The sequence below is a fragment of the Paenibacillus sp. HGH0039 genome, assembly GCF_000411255.1.
Taxonomy (GTDB): Bacteria; Bacillota; Bacilli; order Paenibacillales; family NBRC-103111; genus Paenibacillus_F.
In genome coordinates this window covers 77,178-100,829 of sequence record NZ_KE150412.1, presented here as the reverse complement: position 1 = coordinate 100,829, position 23,652 = coordinate 77,178, and the positions used below count along the sequence as shown (strand labels likewise).

The 23,652-nt window shown below is 50.8% G+C and carries 22 protein-coding genes; 20 read left to right on the top strand and 2 right to left on the bottom strand.

Going from position 1 to position 23,652, the window contains the following annotated elements; translation table 11 throughout:
• Nucleotides 1-8 precede the first annotated feature (8 nt).
• The 12 genes from HMPREF1207_RS00290 (at nucleotide 9) to HMPREF1207_RS00235 (ending at nucleotide 10,888) form a co-directional block, all read left to right on the top strand.
• Nucleotides 9-272, top strand: a complete 264-nt coding sequence (locus HMPREF1207_RS00290; RefSeq protein WP_009673196.1) for an acyl carrier protein — start codon at nucleotides 9-11, stop codon at nucleotides 270-272.
• The gene (locus HMPREF1207_RS00285; protein WP_009673206.1) at nucleotides 265-1,503 is read left to right on the top strand and encodes a beta-ketoacyl-[acyl-carrier-protein] synthase family protein; all 1,239 of its coding nucleotides are present in this window, start codon (nucleotides 265-267) and stop codon (nucleotides 1,501-1,503) included. The genes HMPREF1207_RS00290 and HMPREF1207_RS00285 overlap by 8 nt, the downstream gene beginning before the upstream one ends.
• Nucleotides 1,500-2,198, top strand: a complete 699-nt coding sequence (locus HMPREF1207_RS00280; RefSeq protein ID WP_009673199.1) for a hypothetical protein — start codon at nucleotides 1,500-1,502, stop codon at nucleotides 2,196-2,198. The genes HMPREF1207_RS00285 and HMPREF1207_RS00280 overlap by 4 nt, the downstream gene beginning before the upstream one ends.
• Nucleotides 2,195-3,667 (top strand): class I adenylate-forming enzyme family protein, encoded by a 1,473-nt coding sequence (locus HMPREF1207_RS00275; protein ID WP_009673198.1) that lies wholly within the window; start codon nucleotides 2,195-2,197, stop codon nucleotides 3,665-3,667. The genes HMPREF1207_RS00280 and HMPREF1207_RS00275 overlap by 4 nt, the downstream gene beginning before the upstream one ends.
• A complete protein-coding gene (locus tag HMPREF1207_RS00270; RefSeq protein WP_009673190.1) occupies nucleotides 3,651-3,896 on the top strand; it encodes a hypothetical protein in 246 nt (81 codons plus the stop codon). The genes HMPREF1207_RS00275 and HMPREF1207_RS00270 overlap by 17 nt, the downstream gene beginning before the upstream one ends.
• An 81-nt stretch (nucleotides 3,897-3,977) precedes the next feature.
• Complete coding sequence (gene fabZ, locus HMPREF1207_RS00265) at nucleotides 3,978-4,409, top strand: 3-hydroxyacyl-ACP dehydratase FabZ (RefSeq protein WP_009673226.1); 432 nt, start codon at nucleotides 3,978-3,980, stop codon at nucleotides 4,407-4,409.
• A complete protein-coding gene (locus tag HMPREF1207_RS00260; RefSeq protein WP_009673211.1) occupies nucleotides 4,406-5,632 on the top strand; it encodes a glycosyltransferase in 1,227 nt (408 codons plus the stop codon). Before fabZ ends, HMPREF1207_RS00260 begins: the two co-directional genes overlap by 4 nt.
• A complete protein-coding gene (locus HMPREF1207_RS00255) occupies nucleotides 5,629-6,642 on the top strand; it encodes a hypothetical protein (RefSeq protein WP_009673229.1) in 1,014 nt (337 codons plus the stop codon). The genes HMPREF1207_RS00260 and HMPREF1207_RS00255 overlap by 4 nt, the downstream gene beginning before the upstream one ends.
• Complete coding sequence (locus tag HMPREF1207_RS00250) at nucleotides 6,623-7,615, top strand: ABC transporter ATP-binding protein (RefSeq protein ID WP_009673197.1); 993 nt, start codon at nucleotides 6,623-6,625, stop codon at nucleotides 7,613-7,615. The genes HMPREF1207_RS00255 and HMPREF1207_RS00250 overlap by 20 nt, the downstream gene beginning before the upstream one ends.
• Nucleotides 7,587-8,384: an ABC transporter permease gene (locus HMPREF1207_RS00245; protein WP_009673221.1), complete on the top strand. Its 798-nt coding sequence runs from the start codon at nucleotides 7,587-7,589 to the stop codon at nucleotides 8,382-8,384. The genes HMPREF1207_RS00250 and HMPREF1207_RS00245 overlap by 29 nt, the downstream gene beginning before the upstream one ends.
• 14 nt (nucleotides 8,385-8,398) lie before the next feature.
• Nucleotides 8,399-9,859 carry a glycosyltransferase family 2 protein gene (locus HMPREF1207_RS00240; protein WP_009673189.1) on the top strand — a complete coding sequence of 487 codons (1,461 nt, stop codon included), beginning with the start codon at nucleotides 8,399-8,401 and terminating at the stop codon, nucleotides 9,857-9,859.
• A gap of 165 nt (nucleotides 9,860-10,024) precedes the next feature.
• Nucleotides 10,025-10,888 (top strand): hypothetical protein, encoded by an 864-nt coding sequence (locus tag HMPREF1207_RS00235; protein WP_009673213.1) that lies wholly within the window; start codon nucleotides 10,025-10,027, stop codon nucleotides 10,886-10,888.
• Nucleotides 10,889-11,063: 175 nt separating this feature from the next.
• Here HMPREF1207_RS00235 and HMPREF1207_RS00230 read toward each other — a convergent pair whose 3' ends face one another.
• Nucleotides 11,064-11,639 (bottom strand): TetR/AcrR family transcriptional regulator, encoded by a 576-nt coding sequence (locus tag HMPREF1207_RS00230; protein ID WP_009673203.1) that lies wholly within the window; start codon nucleotides 11,637-11,639, stop codon nucleotides 11,064-11,066.
• A gap of 199 nt (nucleotides 11,640-11,838) precedes the next feature.
• Here HMPREF1207_RS00230 and lpdA point away from each other — a divergent pair, with 199 nt between their 5' ends.
• The 8 genes from lpdA (at nucleotide 11,839) to HMPREF1207_RS00190 (ending at nucleotide 22,236) form a co-directional block, all read left to right on the top strand.
• A complete protein-coding gene (lpdA, locus tag HMPREF1207_RS00225) occupies nucleotides 11,839-13,224 on the top strand; it encodes a dihydrolipoyl dehydrogenase (protein WP_009673223.1) in 1,386 nt (461 codons plus the stop codon).
• A gap of 677 nt (nucleotides 13,225-13,901) precedes the next feature.
• Nucleotides 13,902-14,768 (top strand): carbohydrate ABC transporter permease, encoded by an 867-nt coding sequence (locus HMPREF1207_RS00220; RefSeq protein ID WP_231392049.1) that lies wholly within the window; start codon nucleotides 13,902-13,904, stop codon nucleotides 14,766-14,768.
• A 73-nt stretch (nucleotides 14,769-14,841) separates the two neighbouring features.
• Nucleotides 14,842-15,711, top strand: coding sequence for a carbohydrate ABC transporter permease (locus tag HMPREF1207_RS00215; protein ID WP_009673222.1), 870 nt, complete (start codon nucleotides 14,842-14,844; stop codon nucleotides 15,709-15,711).
• A 70-nt stretch (nucleotides 15,712-15,781) separates the two neighbouring features.
• Nucleotides 15,782-17,161: an ABC transporter substrate-binding protein gene (locus tag HMPREF1207_RS00210; protein WP_009673209.1), complete on the top strand. Its 1,380-nt coding sequence runs from the start codon at nucleotides 15,782-15,784 to the stop codon at nucleotides 17,159-17,161.
• A gap of 79 nt (nucleotides 17,162-17,240) precedes the next feature.
• Nucleotides 17,241-18,071 (top strand): sugar phosphate isomerase/epimerase family protein, encoded by an 831-nt coding sequence (locus tag HMPREF1207_RS00205; protein WP_009673194.1) that lies wholly within the window; start codon nucleotides 17,241-17,243, stop codon nucleotides 18,069-18,071.
• Between the two features lie 18 nt (nucleotides 18,072-18,089).
• Nucleotides 18,090-19,061, top strand: a complete 972-nt coding sequence (locus HMPREF1207_RS00200; RefSeq protein ID WP_009673225.1) for a Gfo/Idh/MocA family protein — start codon at nucleotides 18,090-18,092, stop codon at nucleotides 19,059-19,061.
• Nucleotides 19,062-19,369: 308 nt separating this feature from the next.
• Nucleotides 19,370-20,389, top strand: coding sequence for a collagen-like protein (locus HMPREF1207_RS28570; RefSeq protein WP_016423338.1), 1,020 nt, complete (start codon nucleotides 19,370-19,372; stop codon nucleotides 20,387-20,389).
• A 413-nt stretch (nucleotides 20,390-20,802) separates the two neighbouring features.
• Nucleotides 20,803-22,236: a sulfatase family protein gene (locus tag HMPREF1207_RS00190; RefSeq protein ID WP_009673219.1), complete on the top strand. Its 1,434-nt coding sequence runs from the start codon at nucleotides 20,803-20,805 to the stop codon at nucleotides 22,234-22,236.
• Nucleotides 22,237-22,286: 50 nt separating this feature from the next.
• Here HMPREF1207_RS00190 and HMPREF1207_RS00185 read toward each other — a convergent pair whose 3' ends face one another.
• Nucleotides 22,287-23,492, bottom strand: coding sequence for an ROK family transcriptional regulator (locus tag HMPREF1207_RS00185; RefSeq protein ID WP_009673191.1), 1,206 nt, complete (start codon nucleotides 23,490-23,492; stop codon nucleotides 22,287-22,289).
• Nucleotides 23,493-23,652 lie beyond the last annotated feature (160 nt).

Genomic DNA, 23,652 nt, shown 5'->3' with positions numbered 1-23,652 from the left:
GAAAATTTATGGAAGCGATTACCGAAATGAAAGCTCTCATTACCCGCATTTGTGAGGAGAAAATGAACATTGAGGTCAAGCCGGATGTAAATCCGGAAGAACCGATTGCCCAGGAATTCAGCCTGGATTCCATTTCTTTATTCGAACTGATCGTAAACCTGGAAGAAGAATTTCAGTTCAAAGTGGCCGATGACGATATCGACAAGGTTGGGAAGATGAACATCGCGGAACTTCATGAATTTATCCAAAGGCAGCAGCTGATTCATGGATAAACGTGTCGTTATAACCGGATACGGGGTTGTGACCCCTTTCGGGTTAGGGGAGGATCCCATTCTCGACAAAGTATTTGAGGGCAAGCATTGTTTCCGGCCTTTGCAGAGTATCGATACTTCCAGAAGCTATACGAAAGTAGGCGGTGAGGCGCCTGTCGAAGAACGTTCCTACAAGTTTTTTACAGAGTACTGCACGGAGCGGGCTTTAGTAATGGCCGGGCTCGACCCGGTGAATCACCGGAGCAGTCTGGAGAAAGCTGCAGTGGCTGTCGGAAATTTGGGAGACGGCACTCATCTTCTGAACTATTACGAGCAGTTCTCGCCTGACTGGGAGGCAGAGGAATTCGCAAACAGAAAATCCGAATTTATGCGATCGGAAGGCGATCGACCGGTATCCATTCATGATTCCAATCCCTACGAGCAGGCGGCGGCGGTTGCCGGCATAATCGGTTCCACCGGTGAACGCCTTGCCTTTACCAATGCGTGCGTGGCCTCAGCTAATGCGATCGGATACGGCTTCGATCAGGTTCGCAAAGGGAGAACTCCGGTCGCAGCGGCAGGCGGGATCAACGTTCTCTACCCGATCGTTTTTTATAATTTCGATTCGGGCCGGGCTATGGCGGAAGAAGTCGTACGTCCGTTCAGCAAGCATCGCAGCGGTCTTCTCATCGGCGACGGCGCGGCTATTCTCGTTTTGGAGGAACTTGAGCATGCCCTTTCAAGAGGAGCCGAGCCTTTGGCAGAAATGATCGGCTGGGGCCTAAGCTCGGACGGTTTCCATATCACGCAGCCCGATCCTGAAGGAGACGGACTGGCGAGATCGATGAAGACTGCCCTGCGCCAAGCGAACTGCAGACCGGAAGAAGTGGATTATATCAATGCGCACGGAACCGGGACGCCGCTGAATGACAGCAGCGAGACGAATGCGCTCAAGCAAGTTTTCGGAGAGTACGCCCGCAAAATTCCCGTCAGTTCCACGAAATCGACAACGGGTCATATGCTGGAAGCTACCGGTGCCGTCGAAGCGATTATCTCTGTTCTTGCCTTGACTCATGGGAGGATTCCTCCAACCGCGAATTTTGTTGAAACCGATGAAGGGCTGGATTTGGACTATGTGACGGAGGGCTCCCGGCAGAAGAGTCTGGACGTGGTGATGTCCAACTCAAGAGCATTCGGCGGGAATAACTGCACACTTCTTTTCCGCAGATGGAATGGAGGGGAATCATCATGAAGGAAATCTCAGAGCAGTCGCGCAGACTGGATACACGGAAGATGCAGGTGGTGGTCACCGGTTTTCACGAACAGAGCGAAAACGATCCCATCCCGCCTCTGCGGGGATTTGTCCGCTCCTCGTATAATCCGCTGATTTACCATGCGGCGATGAAAGCGGCAGAACAAGCGAGATCCCGGGATATCCAGCCGGCACGCAAGGCGATCCTGCTCGGAAGCTTGTTCACCGACATGATGACGCTCCAGGAGACGAGCAAGGATTTGCTGCAGGGCAGGAAAGTCAGCCCGATCATGTTCCCTCCCTCTGTGCCGAGTTCTGTCATGGGATACATCGCCAAAGAACTCGCTGTGCACGGCCCGCTAAGCTGTATCAGCGTTACGGCTGCAGGTGTGCGTGCACTGATCCGGCAGGCGAAGGACTATATCGAGGACGGCGAAGCGGATCTCGTGCTGCTCGTCCTGTGCGATACCCGGTCCATCCGGTCTTCACACTGGATTTCGGATCACGCGGGAGAGGGAGGAGACCCCAACGCATTAGGGGGCGTCATTTCGCTTGCCGTCGAATCGGCGGAACAGGCAAAGAACCGGGGCCTGAAACCCGTCCTCGCTCTGGAGCCGTGGCTCGAAAAGTATGAGCGTAATGCAGCCCGGGGTTACGGTCTTTATGTTCCTTCCGAAGGGGTGGGGCGATTATGATCTCATTCAAGCCTCTCTCTAAAACAGCCCTCCTGTCGTCAGAGCTGAGCTTGTCCTACGCCGAGCTAAACCGCAGAATTGGGGACAAAAAGAAATGGCTGGACGACCGGAGCTGGAAGAACTGCCGGGTTGCCATTGACCTGCCGGATTCGTATACGCTGCTCGAATGGACAGCGGCGAACTGGCAGCAGCGCAACCACGTTCTTCTGCTGGATCAGCGGATGAAAGAAGACGAAAAGCAGGCTCGTCTTCGTCTCTTTTCACCGGATCTGATCATAAGTGCCGAGTCCCGGAATCCCAAGCCGGTCGTTTCGTTCTTTCAAGCGGAAGTTCCCTTCTTCCTGTCAGCGGGAGACGGGGAAGATAGTAATCGCGTCGCATACGACAGCAAAAATACGGGCGAGGAGCAACTCCTTCCGAACCGTTGGGAAGCGCTTACTTTGTTCAGTTCAGGTTCGACGGGAACACCGAAGTCAATTACACGCACCTATCAGTCGTTGCTGGATGAATGGGACGGCTATGCCCGCGAAGAGGGAAGCCCCAGTGAAAACAGCCTGGTGTTGTGTCTGGTTCCGTTAAGTCACGCGCTGGGTCTGATGTCGGCTGCCATGCATACGCTGCTGCAAGGAGGAACCGTCGCATTCCCCGACTTCATAAACGGAGAGGAAATCGTTTCGTCCATCGAACGCTACGAAGCATCGCATGTGTACGGTGTGGCTTTCCATTACAAGCTGATGGAAGCCCGTATGGAGGAGTTTTTCTCTCAATCCGGTCACGTCCGGAGCGGTAAGCCCCTGTATCTAATCTCTTCCGGAGGGCCGCTCCCGGCGGATTTGGCCGGCAGATATCGTGAACGCATCGGCCTGCCGATCGGACAGCAGTACGGAATGAGCGAAATCGGCTATATCTCGGTTGACTTTACGGACAGCCATCCGCCTTCCCTCGGTAAAATCTCGCGGCATATCCGCTACGAATGGAGCGAGGAGCAGCTTCAATTGGCGATCCGTCTGGATAACAGCCCTTATACAGGGAAGCAGGACAATTGGATACCCGACCCCGATGGAGACGGGACCAGCGGAATTTTATATACGCAGGACCTTGTTCACATCGATGAGCACGGCTTTCTTACGGTGACCGGCCGCAGCAACGATCAGATCAGTATCGGAGGACTTAAAGTCACGCTCCAGGAAATCGAAGCGGCTCTGAGAGAACATCCGTTGATCCGAGAGGCCGCAGCCGTGCACTACGAGCATCCGGTTCTCGAACGCGTCATCGAAGCCTTCATCGTGTGGAATGAGCCAACGGCGACCGAGCCGCTTGACGACATCTCGCATTGGCTTCGGAACGTTCTTTCGGATTATAAAATCCCCAAAAAGTTGCATGCAATCGAACAGCTTCCCTTATCGGCTGCCGGCAAATTGCTGCGAGGAGAATTGTTAAAGGAGCTTTCTCATGGTACACATCGCTGACATCAAGTCAATTGTCATAGAATCGGGTCTTTTTCAAACCCTGGACGAACAAGTGGAATCGGATATGCCGTTGCAGCTTGATTCCTTCTCGCTGATTTGGCTCATCGAACAGTTGGAACGCCGGTACCGGATCAGCATCGATTACCGGACGCTCGATTTAGAGCACTTCAGTACGATCCGCAGGATTCATCGGCTTGTCCTGGATAAACTGGGGGCCATACAGCCATGAAAGCAGAGAAAATCTCCGGCTTTCTTCCTTATTTTACGTCGCAGCAGCTATTTATCCAACCGCCAGTCAGGAGGTCGTCCGATGGAAATTCCGGTTACATCCGTACTGCCGCATCGTTATCCGTTTCTGCTGATTGACAGAGTAACGGAAGTGGAGCCCGGGGTATGGGCGAGAGGGTACAAAAATGTATCGATCAACGAATGGTTTTTCCAGGGCCATTTCCCGGATGAACCGATCATGCCCGGCGTCTTCATTGCAGAAGCGATGGGGCAGCTTGGCGCATTTGCCATTCACAAGCCCGACCAAGCGCCTTCGGTCGGAATGATCGCCTCCATGAAAGAAATCAAATTCAATAAGCCTGTAGGGCCCGGCGACAGACTCGATCTTTTCTATGAGGTCATGAGTCATAAAGGTCCGTTTGTAAAAGGAAACGCCCAGGCTTCCGTCAATGGGGAAACGGTTGCGAAAGTAGCTGAAATGATCGTTTTCTTGAAGGGGGCCGAGGGAAAATGAAGGTACTCCTGGTAACGAGCAACTGGGCGGAAACTTACGGACACGCCGTGAGAAGCATGGCGGCGGCCGAGCAGTTAACGGCGGCGGGACACGAGGTTGCTGTGCTGGCTCCAGCATCCTTTCGTCATTTGTTTCCGAGCGGGGTCCGCTTCTACGAGTCTGTGCCCAAGCCCGCCTACATTGAGAACAAGCTCCCGTTCTTCGGTTATCACACCTATGAAGATTTAATTTTCGTCTCCGGTCATGCGGATGACTTTCACCTGATCGACACGATTGAGCGGGAAAGGGCGACGATCCGAGACTTTCAGGCGGATCTGGTTTTTGCCGATATGCAGTTCACGATCGCCATCTCGGCTCATACCGAAGGCGTCCGGCTCGCTTCAATCGTCAATTGGCCCCTTCATCCGGCCCACAACATTGAACTGGAAGATCTTCATCCCGGGCGCAAGCTCATTCTCAGAAGAGTCCGCAATATCTGGAACCGCGTACTCCATAAATACGGCATGCCGCCCGTGGAGCATGTCTGCCGTACGTTATTCGATCACTGTCAGCTGCTGCTTGTGCCCAGCTGCAAAGAACTGGAGCCCGAGCTGCTCCGGTATGAGCCGGAAGCCGAATTTGTCGGACAGCTGGTTCCGGACGCATTCAAAGAGGAACCGGGCTGGTTTAAACAATGGGAGCACACCTGCAAGGAGCCGCTCGTATTTGTTTACCTCTCGTCGCTCCCTTTCGGTATCAATTCCCGCAGCACGTTCGAAATGATGTACAACGTGTTTGAGAAGAATCCGGTACGCGCCGTATTCGCCATCGGCAAGTACAATTCCGCTTTCCTGGACCATCCTCTGCAGTCTTCGGAGGAGCGGATTCGCTTCGAGCCTTTCGTACCGTCCGAAACCGTCATGGCGCATTCGAGCCTCTGCATTACGCCCGGTTCCAATTCCATGATGGTATCGGCGATGAGGCATCATGTTCCGGGGCTGCTTTTTCCCGATACGTATGAACGCAATTTCAACGCCTTCTGTATGGAGCGCGCCGGTCTCGGAATCGTATGCGGAGAGGATGATCTCGCTCGCGAACGCTTCGAATCCCTGCTGCATGAAGGATTAGCGGGGAAGAGTACGGAAATTTCCTTGCGGATTCAGAATCAATTGACCGCCCTGGAGAAAACGCCGAGGCTTGTGCGGCTGCTCGAATCAGCTAGCAGAGGCGGTGTGACGCCTTGACGCTTCAACCCGCCTACAACTGTCTGTTGGGCTGTTTTTACAACGAGCTGACGATCCGGCACGGGCTTCGGTTTCCGCTGGAGAAATGGCTGCTCCGACCGGATTATTTCCAGGTTATTCACTGTGTGGTTCACGGATATTCCAAGCTTTCGGGGCCTCACCCCGGAGACCTGATTGAACAATTTCAGCAAGAATTCCCGGTGATCCGCACAGTCGTTCCCGAATTTCGGGATGTCAAGCAGGCCGTGAATTACGCTAGGGATTATACAGGGAAGCATGGATTTATTGCGGCCGCACACAACCTCAAGCACGCTCCTTTCGAGACGACAACCTATGACAGCGATTCCTGGAACTATCTGCTGCTTACGGAATTTACGGAGAAGGGCGATTGCCGCGTCTATAGTCCTTACAATAACGAGTATGCAATGGTTTCAGCGGAACAGCTTGAATTCATGCTGGATACGGCTTTTAATTACCGGCAAGCGGGGAAATTTACGCCTTACATGTACTGGGAATGCGAGGATACACAAAGCATCCAGAACGCTATGGACCGCTTGGATGAATTGGAGCTGTACCGGTCTGCCGTGCAAAATTATCCCTTGGAGTTTAACTTGCACGAAGGCCGCATTTACACCGATTCCTTAAAAGTGATGCGTGAGCATATTCCTCCGGAGCAAATAAGGATGCAAGTTAACGAAATCCATGCCTTTCATCGTATTCTTCTCAGAAGCCGTCAGGATTTGTTGGGTTTCCTGCGTGGAATGGGAATAGATGCCGGCAAGGAAATCGAAGCACTCGCAAATAAGTGGACGAGATTTACTCACCTTGTAGCTCTCGCCATTCTCAGAAACAGCGCGGGGGAGTACGAGCGTCTCTATCCACAGTTTGAAGAGTTGATTCGTGATGAAGAACGCTTGCTGAAAAGGCTGCCGGATCGATTTGCAGCTGCATCGCCGCAGAGCAATTTAGGCAAAAGCGGGGGAGATAACGATGTCCATCATAGAAGTTGAGCATGTGACCAAGGTATATGACAAGGGAAACGTCAGAGCGGTAAACGATGTTACACTCGATGTTAACGAAGGCGAAGTTTTTGGACTGCTTGGTCCTAACGGTGCGGGGAAGAGCACAACGTTCAAAATGCTCACCACCTTAATCCGGCCCACGGACGGGGTGATCCGGATATTCGGTGAATCCATTGCAAAGCAGCCGCGCGAAATCAGGAGCAGGATCGGCTACGTTTCTCAACAGGGCGGGCTGGATGAAGGCTTAACCGCGTATGAAAACCTGAGATGGGTCGGCAAGCTTTATCACATAAGTTCGTCCGGGATGGAACGCGCTATTTCGGATGCGCTGGAGACGGTGGATTTGCTGGCGGTCAAGGACCGTCTGCTCTACACCTATTCGGGAGGCATGAAACGCAGGCTGTTCATCGCTTCGGCTCTGCTGCACCGTCCCAAGATCCTGTTCCTGGACGAGCCGACAGTCGGGCTTGATCTGGAGCACCGGCAGCAGTTGTGGGAGGCGCTTAAGGTTCTTCATAACCGGGGAACAACCGTATTCATCACGACGCACTATCTGGAAGAAGCGGATAAGCTGTGCGACCGCATCATGATTATGGATTCCGGTCATAGTGTCTGCATTGGCGAGCCGCAGGTTCTTAAAGACCAAGTCGGAGGAGACCAGATCTTCCTGTCGTTCTCATTTTCGATATCCGCGGTCGACGAATCGCTGCTGCAGCGGCAAATTCAAGAGGCGCTCCCGCTTATGAGCTTGCAGCAAATCTCCGTCGGTCAGAACGGGGAGGAGCTTCGTCTCTGGGTCGATTATGCTCATAAGCATATCAGCCAGTTGATTGACTGGTTCGCATCTAGAAATTTACACGTGACTTCCGTACGCATATCGCAGCCGACCCTGGACGATGTCATGATTCAGTATACGAAAAGGAGCTTGGCTGATGATAAAAATGCAGCAGTTCTGGTATGACTTCAGCTCCATGTTTTACCGCAATTATATTTATGCGGTCAAAAAACCGCTGTATATCTTGTTTAATTTGTCCACTCCACTGATCTGGCTGCTGCTGTTCGGACAAATTCTGGCGCCGATTTCAAGCATCCCGGACTTCGGGCAGAGCGGAGCCGACTATTTGCTGTTTTTTGCGCCGGGCGTAGTCGTCATGACAACCTTGTATGCGTCGGGATGGTCCGGTATGGCCCTGCTTGAAGATATCCAGTCCGGCGTCATCGAAAAAATCATTTCAACCCCGTCCAGTCGTTCGGCTGTTATCCTGGGAAATTTGTCATACTCGGCCGCAATGAGCGTCGTTCAGGCGCTTGTGATTGTGCTGATCTCCGTTCTGATCGGCGCAAGCGGCAATTTGACAACCGTGTCCGTTCTTGCGATTATCCTGTTCGGTTATCTGATTTCGGTCGCAATTTCTTCGTTCTCATACATTCTGGCGCTTCTTACCCGCAAGACGGTTTCATTCGTCACCGTGCTGAATTTGACTCTGCTGCCGTTAATTATGCTGTCGAGCGCTATGATGCCGATCCGGCTTCTGCCGAAATGGATTCAATTCATCGCTGCGATTAATCCCATGGAATGGTACGTCCAGGTCGTACGCCAGGTATGGATGACGGGCTCGGGAGTAACTGAGCTGTATGTGCCGATGGGGCTGATTGCGCTGCTGGCTGTCGGCGGCGTCTTAATCTGCGCGTTTATATTCAACCGGACACTGAACAACGATTGGCGTTAGGAGGAGGGAAGAGGTTGAAACTCTCGATCGTAATACCGGCATACAACTGCGGTCCTCTCCTGCATAAAGGATTGCAGTACTTGGCCCGGCAGGACGCGGAATGGTTTCAATCGGAGCAAGCGGAGCTGATCGTCGTAGATGACGGCTCCAGTGACGGTACATCCTTCTATATCGAGCAGATTCGTTCCGTTTTACCTAAGCTCCGGTATATGTACCGGCCCCGCGATGAATATTCCGGACGGTCCTGCGCCAGAAACACGGGACTCCGGGAGGCTGCCGGAGAATATGTTTGTTTTCTGGATGCGGGGATGCTGGTGCCCCAAAATTTCGTGAGCCGGATCTTCACGCTTTACGAGAAATCGCCCGCAGTCGTTACCCTTCACAGTATGTACGGGATCGATCTGGACCCCGCTGTAACGGACACTTCTGTAGTGGAGGGGATCACGCCGGACAATATTGGAGAAATCGCTGTAAAGCTCAACAAGCTTCCGGTATGGAAAGACCGCAGAGAGCCGTTCTTCCTGTACATGCGGGACGACATTCAGCAGCTTGCGCTTCCGTGGGAATTGGGATATTCGGGAGCGATTACGGTGCCGGCCCGAGCGGCACTCGATATAGGAGGATTCGATGAATCCTACAAGGGCTGGGGGGTAGAGGATATCGACTTCGCGTACCGATTGCACCGGGAAGGAGTGAATTTTCGCTCGGACCGCCAAGCATACGCGATTCACTATCCGCACGAGTCCGCTTCTTCCGGCGACCGGCAGGCTTTTTCGGACTACCAAAACCGCATACAGATGCACACCAAGTTCAAGGAACTCGAAACGGAGCTGTTTCCCGAGTATCAGGGGCATTTCTACGGTGCATTCATTGAAAAAATGAATACGCTGCAGCTCTCCGATCTTGCGGCCTATTCAGCCGAAGAGCTTGATAAGGTCTCTGCCTGCACAGCTTTATCGTCCCATACGCTGCTGATCGGAGTCGATGATCCTGAACTGGTGAGACACATGGATGTCTCGCATATCTATGTGCATAACCGGCCTACGCTTGAACTTTTCCGCGCAGAGTTTCCTTCCCGGGTAATCGAATACTCGCTGGGCTTGCGCACTTTCCTGCCGGCAAATACGTTTGAGCTTTGTATCGTGACGGATATGATCCGAGTGCTTCATCCCGAGGTGCGGGCCAAGCTCCTGAAAGAACTAACCCGAATATCCAGGGAAGTTATTCTTCTTTTGTCAGCAGGAACATGTGCACCGGAAATGGCTCTGTCGGCCCCGAATAAGACAGGTCAGTCCGAACAAAAGGAAGCTGCTCACGAGCACACTCAAACTGCGCCTGCGTTTCTTGAATTCGACTTAGTCAGAAGCCCCAGGATCCGGCATGTGATGGAGCCGCTTTTCTGGTGCGAGGAGGACGAACTGCACGATTTGCTGGAGCGGATCAAGCGGGAAAAAGCGAGCGATTCTATCGCATAAGGATTTGCCGGAGACTTAACTTGTCCTTCCCCAAATGTAAGAGCCTGCATTTAGCTTGCGGGCTTTTCATCTTGGAAAAAATACCGGCCCGTGCTATTGTAACTGAAACGAGCAATTGGAGTGGAAACTGAACACTCTCTAAAAAACTGCGAAAGGATGGATTGTATGACTCCACAAATCATGCGTATACTCAAAAAGCTATATCGTTCCGACAATTACGACTATGACCGCGAGCGGTCGGTTTCCATCTATTCGGAAAGCGCATTGTCAGAAAAAGAACGAGAAATGTTGGAGCAATATGGATGGATTTCCAACGATGTCGTTGCTTTTACTAATCATGATGACATTTTGCAAAAGCTGCTTTCGTTGAAAGAAAACCCTGCTCTCAGCCAAAAAAGATGCATAGAAACCTTCATTGCCGGGGTTGGCGGAAGTTATCCACGAGGGCGTTCCGTTTTATCGGCCTGGCATAAATTAAATACGCTGACTATACATAATTACGATGAGCAAGGACACTTTGCCTGCTGCTGGGTTTGTCAGGGAAAAGACAAGCCGCTCTTTGAAAATGACGCTTACTTTCAATACTGCCTCTATATCGGACATGCCTATACATCTCAGCCCCACTACGCATACCTCAATCTGAACCATCTTTTGAACGCGCCTGCTGTGCAACCGACTGAGCAAGATGTTCAAACTTTTTCTAAACTAATGGATTTGCTTCGAATTGCCTCCGATGTCGAAACACCGGGCCAGTTTGAAAAGCGTTTAATAGCTGCCAAGATTTTAAGCGGTGACAAATACACCAAGCGGGGAATTTTAGATACCCTGGCCATTGTAGGTGTAATTCCGAATCCGTTTTTAACATTGACCCCATACACTTGGACGGATTTTGGAGATATCGCTTCCTGTGAGGATCGATTGAATAATACGAAAGGACGCTCGGATATGGAGATGCCTTGGGCAGGATGGCGAGGTTCGTTAAAGCCGAATGAAGAGATCATAACGGAGCTGTTTGGAGATTATTTATAGAATGGATAATAGATGCATGTTTCATAGCAATGTCCGGAGACAAGAGACAGCGAAGGAAGCGGCTTCGCTAACTTGGGGGGCTGTCTCTTTAAGTTAGGCTACTCGTTTCAAAACATAATTCGGCTCTTCACCGACTGTTAGAGGATACACGAGTCCAGCCGTGATCATGAATCTATCAAGTACGGAAGGTCCTAACCAGTTCTTTGGCAGAATGCTTGCCCGCCGAGAGAAGGCTGCCGCTCAGTTCAGGATCATTCACAGTCCGTGCAAGAACAAGAGAGCCCACCATGGTACTGAACAGTGCGCTGCCTTTGGACGCGTCAACTTCGGCAAGATTGGAGATAAAAGCAATCATCCGCTCCACTTCATGGGTGAATATTTCCCGGACGTCTTCTGAAGAACGGGAGATTTCGGCAGAAAGGGCAGGAATAATGCAGCCCATCTCCGTTTTGTCGCGGTGATACGTACTTAAATAATAATCAATGACCGTATTGATTTTTGGGGTCTGTTTTTCCTGATCGGCGGCTTTCTGCAAAAGCGCGATCGTATCGGTGATGGCATACCGACAGGCTTCGGCAACCAGTTGTTCTTTGTTGTCAAAGTGTGCATAAAACCCTCCATGAGTCAATCCGGCCCCCTTCATAATGAACGGAACGCTTACGTCATGAATCCCCTTGGTGCGAAAAGCTTGGGCAGCACTTTCTACGATCTTATTCCGCACTTTTGTCTTATGGCCTTTGGGATACGGCATTGTAATCACCCCGCTGCTTCATCATTCTGTTTCCAAAATATTATAAGCGTCATAATAAAACCTGTCAATTTAGGGGGACCCCCGTAACTGGCCGTTCAAGAAAGGCTAATCACGGCTGTTGACGGTTTTAAAATATGATGATTATAATATATTATGATCATCATCATATAAAAGGGCTTCAACTTGGAGGTATCGGGATATGAGTAAGCTTGAATCCGTAGAAACGTTGGTTATTGGATCAGGTCCGGGAGGTTATGTGGCGGCGCTGCGATCTTCACAGCTTGGTATGAAGACGGCGATTGTCGAACGCGGTCAGCTTGGCGGAGTCTGCACGAACGTGGGTTGCATTCCATCCAAAGCATTAATTGCGGAATCGCATCGCTATGATTTGCTTCGATCGTTCAACCAGGCAGATGCGGCTGCGTCATTTAAGAATGCTCAGGATTTCAAGCAAGGGATTGTGACTAAGCAGGCAGGCGGAGTCCGTTATTTATTAAATACTGCAGGTGTGAGCATTCTGGAAGGAGAGGCTAGATTGGTCGATGAACATACTGCTGTTATCGAACAATCCGGACAGGAGCAAACCGTTTCTTTTAAGTACGCCATACTGGCAACAGGATCGCGTCCGATTGAGCTGCAAGCATTCCCGGTTGGAGGACGTGTTTTGTCTTCGACAGAAGCTCTGTCGCTCCCTGAGGTTCCGGCCAGCCTGGTCGTTATAGGCGGTGGATATATCGGTGTCGAACTGGGGCAGATGTATGCCAAATTTGGAACAAAGGTAACGATTCTGGAGGGAGGAGAACAAGTACTGCCTGGATTCGAGGCGGACCTTGTGGTCCCGGTTATCCGGCGGTTGAAAGCCGATGGTATTAACATGATTACCGGGGCGATAGCTGAGCACGTCGTACAGAATGCGGATTCAATTACACTGCATTATTCAAAAAATCAGGAGCAGCATCATGTTACAGCGGACTATGTATTAGTCACTATCGGCAGAAAACCAAATACGGACGGCAAGTTGGGACTGGAACGCATAGGTCTGCCGGTGACGAACAGGGGATTGATCGCGACGGACGAACAGTGCAGAACGGCTATCCCGCATATTTTCGCAATTGGGGATATTACGGCTGGTCCGGCCCTCGCTCATAAGGCGTCCTATGAAGCCAAGGTGGCGGCAGAAGCCATTGCAGGCCTCACGTCCGAGGTTGACTATAAAGCCATGCCGCTCGTCGTCTTTTCGGATCCGGAGCTGTCCAGCGTCGGCTTAAGCGAAACGGAAGCAAAGGCAAACGCCATCCCGGTTGTGATCGGCAAAGCTTCTTTCGGGATTAACGGAAGAGCATTGGCATTGAGGGAACCCGAAGGATTTGTCAAGATTGTCGCGGACCCGGCCTCTGGAATCGTGAAGGGCGCACAAATCGTTGGAGTGGAGGCATCGACACTCGTATCGGAACTTGCGCTTGCTATCGAGATGGGGGCAACCGTGGAGGACTTGGCTATGACGATTCACCCCCATCCTACATTGGGAGAAGTGATTATGGAGGCTGCCGAAAACGCGGTCAAAAAAATGAGGGTGAAAAGTTAAAAAGAGCAGCAGATTTAACCCTATATGGGGAAGGGTAAGGTCTTCGCCACCATCCTGAAAGATGTACGGAGTAAAATTGTGAGTGGAGCGGGAAAAAGGATAAGCAGGTGCAGGGTCGTTCCATGTCGCGTGACATGAACATTATCTCATTCCCTGTATAGGCATTCTGCTGATCTTTAAAAAAAGGACGGACCAGATCGTAAAAAAAGAAAAGTGAGACTATACTTTTTCGGAGCTTTCCTGCTATTAAGGAAGGGCTCCTTTTTTGTTTTTAGGCCAAAATATATTTTCTCAATTCTTCACGACGCAACGAAGGAACTTACCAGGAATCAAGGCATATCGCTTCTCTCGGATAGGAATTGGAGGATTATTCTTTCAAATAATACCAAAAAGAAAATATTCATATTCATATCCACCTCCTAATAAGATGTACGGAAATGAAAACGAAATTTTCTGAAAAATTAACGAATATAAAGGAGGGGCTTATCCTTAATCAGGCGTGAAGATAGCTAGAAAAGAATACGGCTCATTTCGTTAAAAAATGGGCAAGCTGTCGGGATTATTTACTTAGAGAGGAGGAGGAAGCATTGCCCTCGAAATCAACTTTGAAAGCGTATACATCTATAGATCGGAAATCCAAGCAAGTCAATAGGAAAAGATTCACCCGAAACGACTGGATGGGGTACTTGTTTAGTGCGCCACTCATCCTAGGTGTGCTTGTTTTCGCGATCTATCCGATGTTTGCGGCTTTGTATATGAGCTTTCAGCAAACTACAGGTCTTACTTTGTCCGGCAACTGCGTAGGCTGGAGCAATTATACGTATGTCCTTCAGGATCCGATTTTCTGGCAGGCCCTTGAAAACACCTTCCTCATGGGCATTCTGTCGGTCTTGCTTGGAATCGGGCTTTCTTTCATTCTGGCAAGTCTGATCAACAATCTGAGATGGACGTTCGGCAAAAACTTCTTCAAAGCCGTTTATTTTCTGCCCAACGTTGTTTCTGCGGTTGCGACAAGTCTCTTGTTTTCCTTTCTTTTTTTTCCGTCGAAAGAAGGGCTCTTGAATTTTGTTCTGGGCTGGATCGGGCTAGATCCTGTTGGCTGGTTCACGAATCCGGCCGTTTCACGTTTCAGTATTGTACTGATGAGCCTATGGGGCGCGCTCGGCTACAACACGATTATTTTTCTGGCAGGGCTGCAAAGTGTGCCCAGGGATTTGTATGAGGCAGCGGAAGTCGACGGGGCAAGCGCATACAGCAAGTGGTTGTACATTACTATCCCGTACTTGCGTCCGATTTTTGGCTTTATGCTCATCATGGGAACCATCGGGGGGATGAAGAGGTTTACCGATGTATGGCTGCTTGGAGGGACGGCCGGGAATCCCGGAGGCAGTCTTATGACAGTCGTTCTTTATATATACCGGAACGCTTTTCTGGCAGCTCAAATGGGCCTTGCTACGGCAGCGTCTTACCTGTTATTCGTAATCATCCTGCTGCTAACGACTGTACTTATGATGGTTAACCGGCGAAAAGACAGCATGGACTAAGGGAAGTGCAGGACCAGTTTCCCCCGGACCAACAATCCGGGCAGAACGCCACTGCAAAAGGAGGAGAGATACGATGCCGCCTGCAGCTTATCCACGGGCACCGCTTTTACGGAAAAAAGTTCCGTTCAACCAATGGATACTTTTGCTGATTTTGTTTCTCGGGTCCTTCATTATGATTGTGCCGTTCCTCTGGATGCTCGTTACGAGCTTTGATTGGGGAGCACGTCTCAACATTACGTTTCCGCCGAAACTGTGGCCGGAGGAACCCACGATTAAAACCTACAAGGCTGCCTTTACGAATATCAAGATGATGCGCTATATCGGAAACTCCGCAGTCGTCAGCGGAGGCGTTATTATCGTAAGCGCTCTATCCGCCTTAATGTCCGGTTATGCGCTCTCCAAAATCAGGTTCAAAGGGGCGGGCATCGTTTTGCTGCTTGCACTCAGTACGATGATGATTCCTTTTGAAATGACGATGATCCCCCAATATTTACTGTTCAGCAAAATGGGGCTGATCGATACGTACTGGGCGTTTTATCTGCCCGCCCTTAACTACGCGTTCGGGACTTTTCTCGCCAAAGCCTTCTTCGACCAGCTGCCGTCAGCCTTGAGGGAGGCAGCCGTGCTGGACGGCGCCAAAGAATTCATCGTATTCAGCCGTGTATACCTGCCTTTGTGTACGCCGATTATTGCGACCATGGTCATTCTGCTTTTTCTGGGCGTTTGGAACGAAATGCTATGGCCCTTGCTGGCTTTAAAAACCGCATCGAAATACACGATCCAGATCGGACTCGCGATGTTTACGTACAATAACGGAATCAACCAGCAGCCTTCCATCATAATGGCAGCTACAACTGTGAGCCTGCTGCCGGTCATTGTTGTTTATCTGTTTCTTCAGCGCTACATCATTGAAAGCATCGCCTTGTCCGGCATCAAACAATAAAGCCGTTCGTGCCCGCCTTCACGCGTAGTCCTTTTCGTTATTCCCACCCACCTGATCGGAGGATGAATCTATGAAGAAAGTGATGTTAACTGTCTTGTCCGGTATGCTTGCCTGCACCCTGGCCGGCTGCTCGGACAGTGGAAGCGCCGATGTGACCGATGGGGCTGAGATCAAGAAGGTTTCGGATCTGTCGGGAACCGTGCGGGTAGCCTTGGCCGGATGGAAGCTGGAGAACGGAATCGATCCGCTGACCGGCAATGAGACAATCGGACTGAACCAGTATCTGGAGCAGACGTTTAACAAAATGTACCCCAATCTCAAACTGGAAGTGTACCAAATTCCTTGGGAAAACGTAAAAGCGAAGCAGTCGGCCATGCTCCTTTCCAAAGATGTCGATATCCTGTACACCGGAGGAGCGTTTGCATCCCAATGGTACCAGGAAGGCTTGCTTCGTGATTTGGATGATCTGATTAAGTCAGATCCGCTCTTTAAACCGGATATGTATCTGCAGGGAATATGGAACAATTCTTACAGTACCAAATCGCCTGACGGCAGCAAACAGTTCGGAATACCGTCCGTACTCGGAAGGCGCTTGACGGTGTATGACAAAAAGATGTTCGAAGAGTGGGGAGTACAGCCGCTTTCCGAGAAACCGACTCCACAGGAAGTATTGGAGAAGGCCAAGAAGATGCAAGGGAACAATCCCAAAACAGGCGAGCAGAACTACGGCCTTTACTGGAGCGGAAATACGCTGAACGGTTCCACGTTCGTAGCGCTGACTCATGCTTTCGGGGCACCGGGAGCCGAGGGGAATTTGAAGGACATTAAGCAGGTGAAATGGAAACTTAACACACCGGAAATGGCCAAGGTAATGGAATGGTTGAAAGAAGCTGCCAAACTGCCGCCGGCCGGTTTCGTCAATGCGCAGGGAGCGGAGAACTTCGGCCTGGCCAAAAATAATATTGCCATTCACCTCGATGGAACAGGCGGATCGACCATGAGCGAATTCCGTTCCAAAAAAGATCAGGCTCTGCTCGACCGCTTTGAGCCCGTTATGAATCTGGGGCCCAAGGGCGAAGGCTGGGTAGCTGTCGACCCGTTCGTCATGGCAAAAGACGCAAAGGACGTGAAAGCTTCCTGGGAAGTGCTTAAGTTCTTGTCCGGTTACGAAACGCAAAAGTACCTGTATAAAAATTATGCCTACACCCCGACACTCAAAGACGCCGATTTCGTTGACGCTAACGACAAGTTCGTTAAAACAGCTTTGAAAATTGCCGAGGTAGGCCACTCGGAGCTGATGGATGAAGCGAACCCGTTCTTTATGAGCGACATCGTTCCCGCTGTGAACGGGTATATATCCAAAGCAGCCTCCGGCAGCGCACCGGATGTCCAGACATTCTTGAATGATCTTCAGGCCCGTGCGGAGAAATGGTCGGCAAGTCTGAAGTAAGGGAACAGAGGGGACGGGGCGCCGCCTCCGTTCCTGCAACACGGCGTCCGCTGCAGAATACATGTACAGGAGGTGTCGTATGAAGAAAGGAATTAATCAGTGGTGTTTCCCGCCGGGAACGCCTCTCGAAAAAGTGCTGAAGGTAAGCGCTGAGGCGGGTTTTCATACCGTAGAACTTAATTTATATGCGTCCGGGGGAGTGGGACTCACGATGGACACAACGCCGGCCGAAGCCAGGAAAACGGGAGAGCTGGTCCGATCTTACGGGCTCAGTATATCCTCGTTGTCTACCGAAATGCTTGGCAAATTTCCGCTCAGTTCTCCGGATCCGCTCATACGGGCCAAGGGAGTGCACTCCATCTCCAGGCAAATTCATCTCGCTGCCGAGCTTGGCGTGGACACGATTCTTATCGTGCCTGGCCGGGTTTGCCCTGATGCGTCTTATGAGGAAGTATGGCAGCGCTCCCGGGCCGAATTAGCTCCTCTTGTAAAAGAAGCGGAAGACACGGGGGTACGTTTGGCCGTGGAAAATGTCTGGAACAAATTCTTGTGGAGCCCGCTTGAGATGGTCCGGTATATAGATGAATTTGCAAGTCCGTTCGTCTGTGCATACTTTGATGTCGGAAATACTCTCGCGTTCGGCTTACCGGAGCAGTGGATCAAGACGCTCGGTTCCCGGATTAAGAAAGTCCATGTCAAAGACTTCAAAACGGGTGTGGGCAATTACCAGGGCTTCGTCCCGCTGCTGTCTGGAGATGTCAACTGGACAGCAGTACGTGAGGCGCTGGAAGAGATCGGTTTCGTTGACAGCCTTACAGCAGAGCTGGATGCTTATTCCGGGTTTCCGGACCAGCTTATTTATGACACTGCCCGCCATATCGATGTGATTATCGGCAGAAAGCCGCATTGAATCAGAGGAGGAATGAACATGGTACGAGTAGGAGTCGTTGGGGCCGGCATTATCGCATCCGAGCATTTTAAGCATATACATGACCACCAAGAGGCAGAGCTTGTCGCCATTTGCGATATTGCGGCGAAGAACGCCGAGCAGGCCGCGAAGACGTATGGGGCTGCTGCCTATACGGATTATCGTTTGATGTTCGAGAACGAGAACTTGGATGCGCTGTTTATCTGTGTTCCGCCCTTTGCACATGGAAGCATGGAAGAGGAAGCTGCGGGAAGAGGGATTCATCTACTAGTGGAAAAACCGCTGGGACTTAATCTGGACGAAGTCCGGCGCAAAGCGGAGGTCATCCGGGAAGCAGGCATACTCGCCGGATCCGGATACTGCCTCCGTTACCTGGAATCCGTCCGGCAGGCAAAAACATATCTGACGGGTAAAGACATTGCAATGGTACGCGCTTATCGCTTCGGAGGAGTCCCGCCTATGCCCTGGTGGGGAGATCCGGCGAAATCAGGGGGCCAGCTAGTGGAACAGACGACGCATAATGTCGACTTGATGATCTATCTGGCAGGCGGCGTGCGCAAAATAAGCGCCGATTCAGCCAGGCTGCTCTTCAAAGATTCATCGGGGATTGAGATTCCGGATGTGACTTCGGTTAACATGGTGTTTGAATCGGGAGCCGTAGGCCATATCGACACGGGGTTTATTCCGCAGCCGGATGACCGTTCCTCCCTTGAGATTATGGGCAGAGGGTTTAGACTCACTTTGGAGGGAGCGTCTCTTACTATTGCAGAAGAAGGGAAGACAACGACTTACCTTGGCAAAGGCGATTTCTACCGGCAGCAGGATCATGCTTTTATTGATGCGGTGAAAACCGGAAATGCAGAACTTATTCTGGCTCCTTATGACGAAGCCTTAAAAACCCTCGAGGTTACACTTGCAGCCAATGACTCGGCGGCGAGTGGCCTTCCGGTAGCTATAAATAAACGGGTATAAAAGGATATAATTAACATCTAACAAAAAATCCTCCGTACCCCATAAAGGGTGTGGAGGATTTTTTTGAATTGCTTATGCTTTATTGAACGGACTCGTGACAAATTGTTAATGGATGCATGCAAAGATGAACCATTTTCTCGGTTGTGACAATGCTGAAAGAGTGTAGGGAAATGATGGTCTAACACTACCCTACCATAAACCCAATATTCTAAAGATAGTTTTTAGTCTAGCCAATAGCAAGCTATTAGTCCATGACTAAAATAAACGACTCACGTACACTGTACCATCTTTATAGGGAGGTGTCGTTGTTGAGTTGTCTTGATAGAAAAAAGCGATGCAAGAAGAAAACCATAATTGTTTGTCCTCCGAAAAGAAAAAGAAAGAAATGTCATATTCGAATTATTAAAAAAATTGTGCGAGTCAAGTGTCCTCGGACTAAAGTGATTATTAAAAATCGACGACTTACAGGACAGCAATTACTTCAAGGACTCGCGGGAGCAATTGCACAAGCCGGACCCCAAGGAGTTGCAGGAGCACTTGGACCCCAGGGACTTGCAGGACTTGTAGGAGCGATTGGCGCACTAGGCCCCCAAGGACTTGCAGGAGCACTAGGCCCTCAAGGACTTGCAGGACTTGTAGGAGCTATTGGCGCATTAGGTCCTCAAGGACTTGCAGGAGCACTAGGTCCCCAGGGACTTGCGGGACTCGCAGGAGCAATTGGCGCAATAGGCCCACAAGGACTTGTAGGAGCACTAGGCCCTCAGGGAATTGCAGGAATTGCTGGAGCAATTGGCGCAGCTGGCCTGGCAGGACCAGCAGGACCGACAGGACCAGCAGGATCAGCAGGACCAACAGGACCAACAGGAGCGACGGGTCCAGCGGGACCCGCAGGGCCGGCAAGTGGAGTAATAGGCTTTGCAGATTTTTTTGCCTTGATGCCTCCTGATAATGCAGCAACTGTTGCTCCCAACACGGATGTAAGTTTTCCGCAAGACGGTCCAATCAGCGGGACTGAAATTACCCGTGTAAATGCGAGCTCATTTAACTTGGCTAATATCGGCACTTATCAGGTTTTGTTTCAGGTAGGTGTAAACGAACCGGGTCAACTCATTTTGACACTCAATGGCGCTGACCTGGCTTATACGGTGGTCGGGCGTGCAACAGGTACTTCTCAAATAGTAGGATTAGCTCTTGTGCAAACAACGGTCATCAATTCAGTAATCACAGTTCGAAATCCTGCCGGCAATGCCGCGGCACTCACAATCACTCCATTAGCTGGAGGAACAAGGCCAGTTTCCGCACACCTTGTTATTACGCAGATTGCATAAAGGGAAAGGGAATTTTTTGATCAAAATGCCAATATCAAATTCAGTCCACCCTCGATATTTCTGCGGTACAAATACTTGGGGACCTTGTGCTCCTTCGACAATTTTGTAAGTGGAAATCAAAAGAAATTTTTACGGAATGAAGCTTAGGAAATAATAGATGAGAGATGAAAATATTCTCATTGTAGAGAAGTTACATGAAGGAAACCACTCCATGATCAGGAGTGGTTTCCTCTTTATCTGCTTGTCTATATTTTTGCTATCCCAATGAGGCAAGTTTAATAAGTGGGTCTAAGCTAGCCCTTTCTATTAAATCATAATATTGTAATAGAATTGTTTTTGCTATATGATTAACAATAATTTAAATCATTGTTTTCCAATCGAAATAATATACTTTAATGACTTGAGGTGAAGCTGTGCGTATTATTTATCTGGATATTGATTCGCTCCGGCCCGATCATATGGGATGTTACGGTTACAATCGCAAGACGACGCCGAACATAGACGCGATAGCGGCACAAGGAGCGCGATTCAATCATTGCTACTGCGCATCGTCTCCTTGCGTGCCGTCGAGGGCAAGTTTTATAAGCGGGCGCTTCGGTATTAATCATGGAGCGCTCACACATTGGGGACCCGGATATGATTTTTACTACCCGGAAGGTGAGAATCACAGCGAGCCGTATGCCTTTTTTACTCGCAGACTGCGGGAGGCAGGCTATAAAACCGTTACCTTCTCCTCGTTCGGGGACCGCCATCATGCCTGGTGGTACTTTGCAGGCTGGAATGAAGTACATACCCATACGCTGAAGGAAGGCAATGAAGATGCCGACGAAGTTAATGCGGCGGTCATTCCTTGGTTGAAGCGCCATGGGAAGGAAGAGGACTATTTTCTTCATGTGCAGTACTGGGACCCGCATACGCTGTACACGTATCCCGAGTCATATGCCGCTCAGTGGGATGAAAGCACCGCAAAAGCGTTCCCGTCGGAGGAGCGGATCGCCGAGCATCAAGCGGACAGGTTCCCTCATTCTGCCGTTTACTTACATACGGACGCTTCGTTTCCCGACACAATGCCCCGCAAAATTTCAAATAGGGGAGATTTCGTCCATTTGCTGAACGGCTATGACGGCGGCATCAGCTATATGGATCATCATGTGGGAGAGATTGTTGAAACGCTGCGGGAATTGGGCATTGAGGACGATGTTTGTTTTATCATTAGCGCCGATCACGGAGAGTCGATGGGCGAGCACGGCATTTATGCCGAACATGCCAGTGCGACGGAATCCGTGCACCATCTTCCCTTGATTATGAGAGTGCCGGGCGTCACCAAACCCGGAACGGTCGTGGACGGCCTTATTTACAATGTTGACGTCATAGCGACGTTGACAGAACTGACGGGACTTACGGTTCCTTCCGGTTGGGACGGGGAATCATTTTTACGGGTGCTGCGGGATGAACCTTGGCAGAGTCGCGATTACCTGATCATGGACCATGCCCTCTATACGTGCCAACGGGCTGTTCGCGACCCGATTTGGTATTTTATCCGAACCTACCATTCAGGATTGTATACCTTCGAACCGGTCAGCCTGTACAATATGGAAAATGACCCCCATCAAACGAACAATGTAGCCGGGCAATACCCCGAAATTGTTCAAAAAATGGACCGCCGGCTCGAAGAGTGGAAGCATCGGCAGGTAAGCAAGCACGGGCATTTCGACGATCCGCTGCAAAAAGTGATTGAATCCGGACCTTGGAAATACGTCACATTGGATGGATGGATAAGCGCTTTGCGCGGACATGGCGATCACAAGTCGGCCGATGCCTTGGAACGATTATACGCCGGTCGCTAACCGGAAAACAGGAGAGACGCAGCCTTTAGGCGTCTTCCTGTTTTTTTGTTTTAAGGCGCCAGATAGGAGAACGACAAATGTTTATCCAGCATGAAGTTTGCCGCGCCGAGCGCACCGCCGATCTCCTTGAACTGTCCGACTTTCACTTCGGTATCCCATGAGAGCGTGCTCATTGCCCGCTGTCGCATGACCTTCTCCGCCGTTCTCACGTACAAAGTGCTGTCTTTAGGGATGGGGCCGCCCAGGATGATGGCTTCGGGGTTAAGCAGATTAACCAGATTGGCCATAGCCGTACCCAAATAAGACCCGGCTTTCTCGATGATTTGCGCTGCCAGCTCATCGCCGTGCTCAGCGGCGGCGCAAACATGTTCGGCCCGCAGCAGCTGCAGGTCCGAGTCGGTCTGCGGCTGCAGGGAAGAAGCGGCGCCCGAACGAAGCAGCCTGCGTGCTTCCAATTCGATTGCCTGTGCAGCCGACAAGGTTTGCAAGCAGCCGGTGTTGCCGCAAGGGCAGAGGGGCCCATCGTCGGTCACGGTCGTATGGCCGATCTCACCGGCTCCGCCAATGGCGCCGTGAATCAATTCGCGGTCGACATAGATGCCCGCGCCGATTCCGGCGTCGATCCCGATGTAGATCATATGCCGGTGTTCTTTCCCCGAGCCGTAGCGGCACTCCGATAATCCTCGCGCTCTGCTGCGGTTAATGAGCGTTGTCGGCCATCCGAGCTCCCGTTCGAAAAGGGGGCCCCATTCGACCTGCTGCCATCCGAGCACGGCCGAGCTTCGCAAAACGCCATGATTGGAATCAACGATGCCGGGCAAGGAAATACCGAGGAGGGGCATCGGGCTTTTGTCAAGATTTGAAATAAAGGCGGGTAATTCATCAACCAAGGCGCGAAAAGCAGCTTCCGGTGTCAGCCGGCTGAAAGTGATGGGCCTGCTGTCCACCGTGTTGCCCAGCAGATCGAAAGCGCCCAGCATCCAGCCATGCTGATTCAGGTCAGCGCCCAGCACCAGATGCGTATGCGGCATCAGCTCTACATCGGTCGGACGTCTGCCCCCTGTCGATTGCCGGATTTCGGTTTCGTGGGCAATGCCCAGCTCGATAAGTTCCTGGATCGACATCGAGATCGTGGCCCGGCTTAATTCCGTCCGCTGCGCCAATTCGATCCGGGACATCGAACCATAGAGGCGAAGGGTTTGAATAATCGCCGATTTGCTGCCTTTTTGATCCACAACTTTGCGAATAGTTTCCATAAGCCATTCCTTTCATGTTCGAACATGCAAGTAAAATAAGTTTACTTACATACTAACAGATTTCAAAGATAGTTTAAATGTTGACAAAAGAATGGGCGAGGCCTTATGATGAGTCTAATTCGCTATATCATAGTAATTCAATGTGAATTTAAGTATTTCA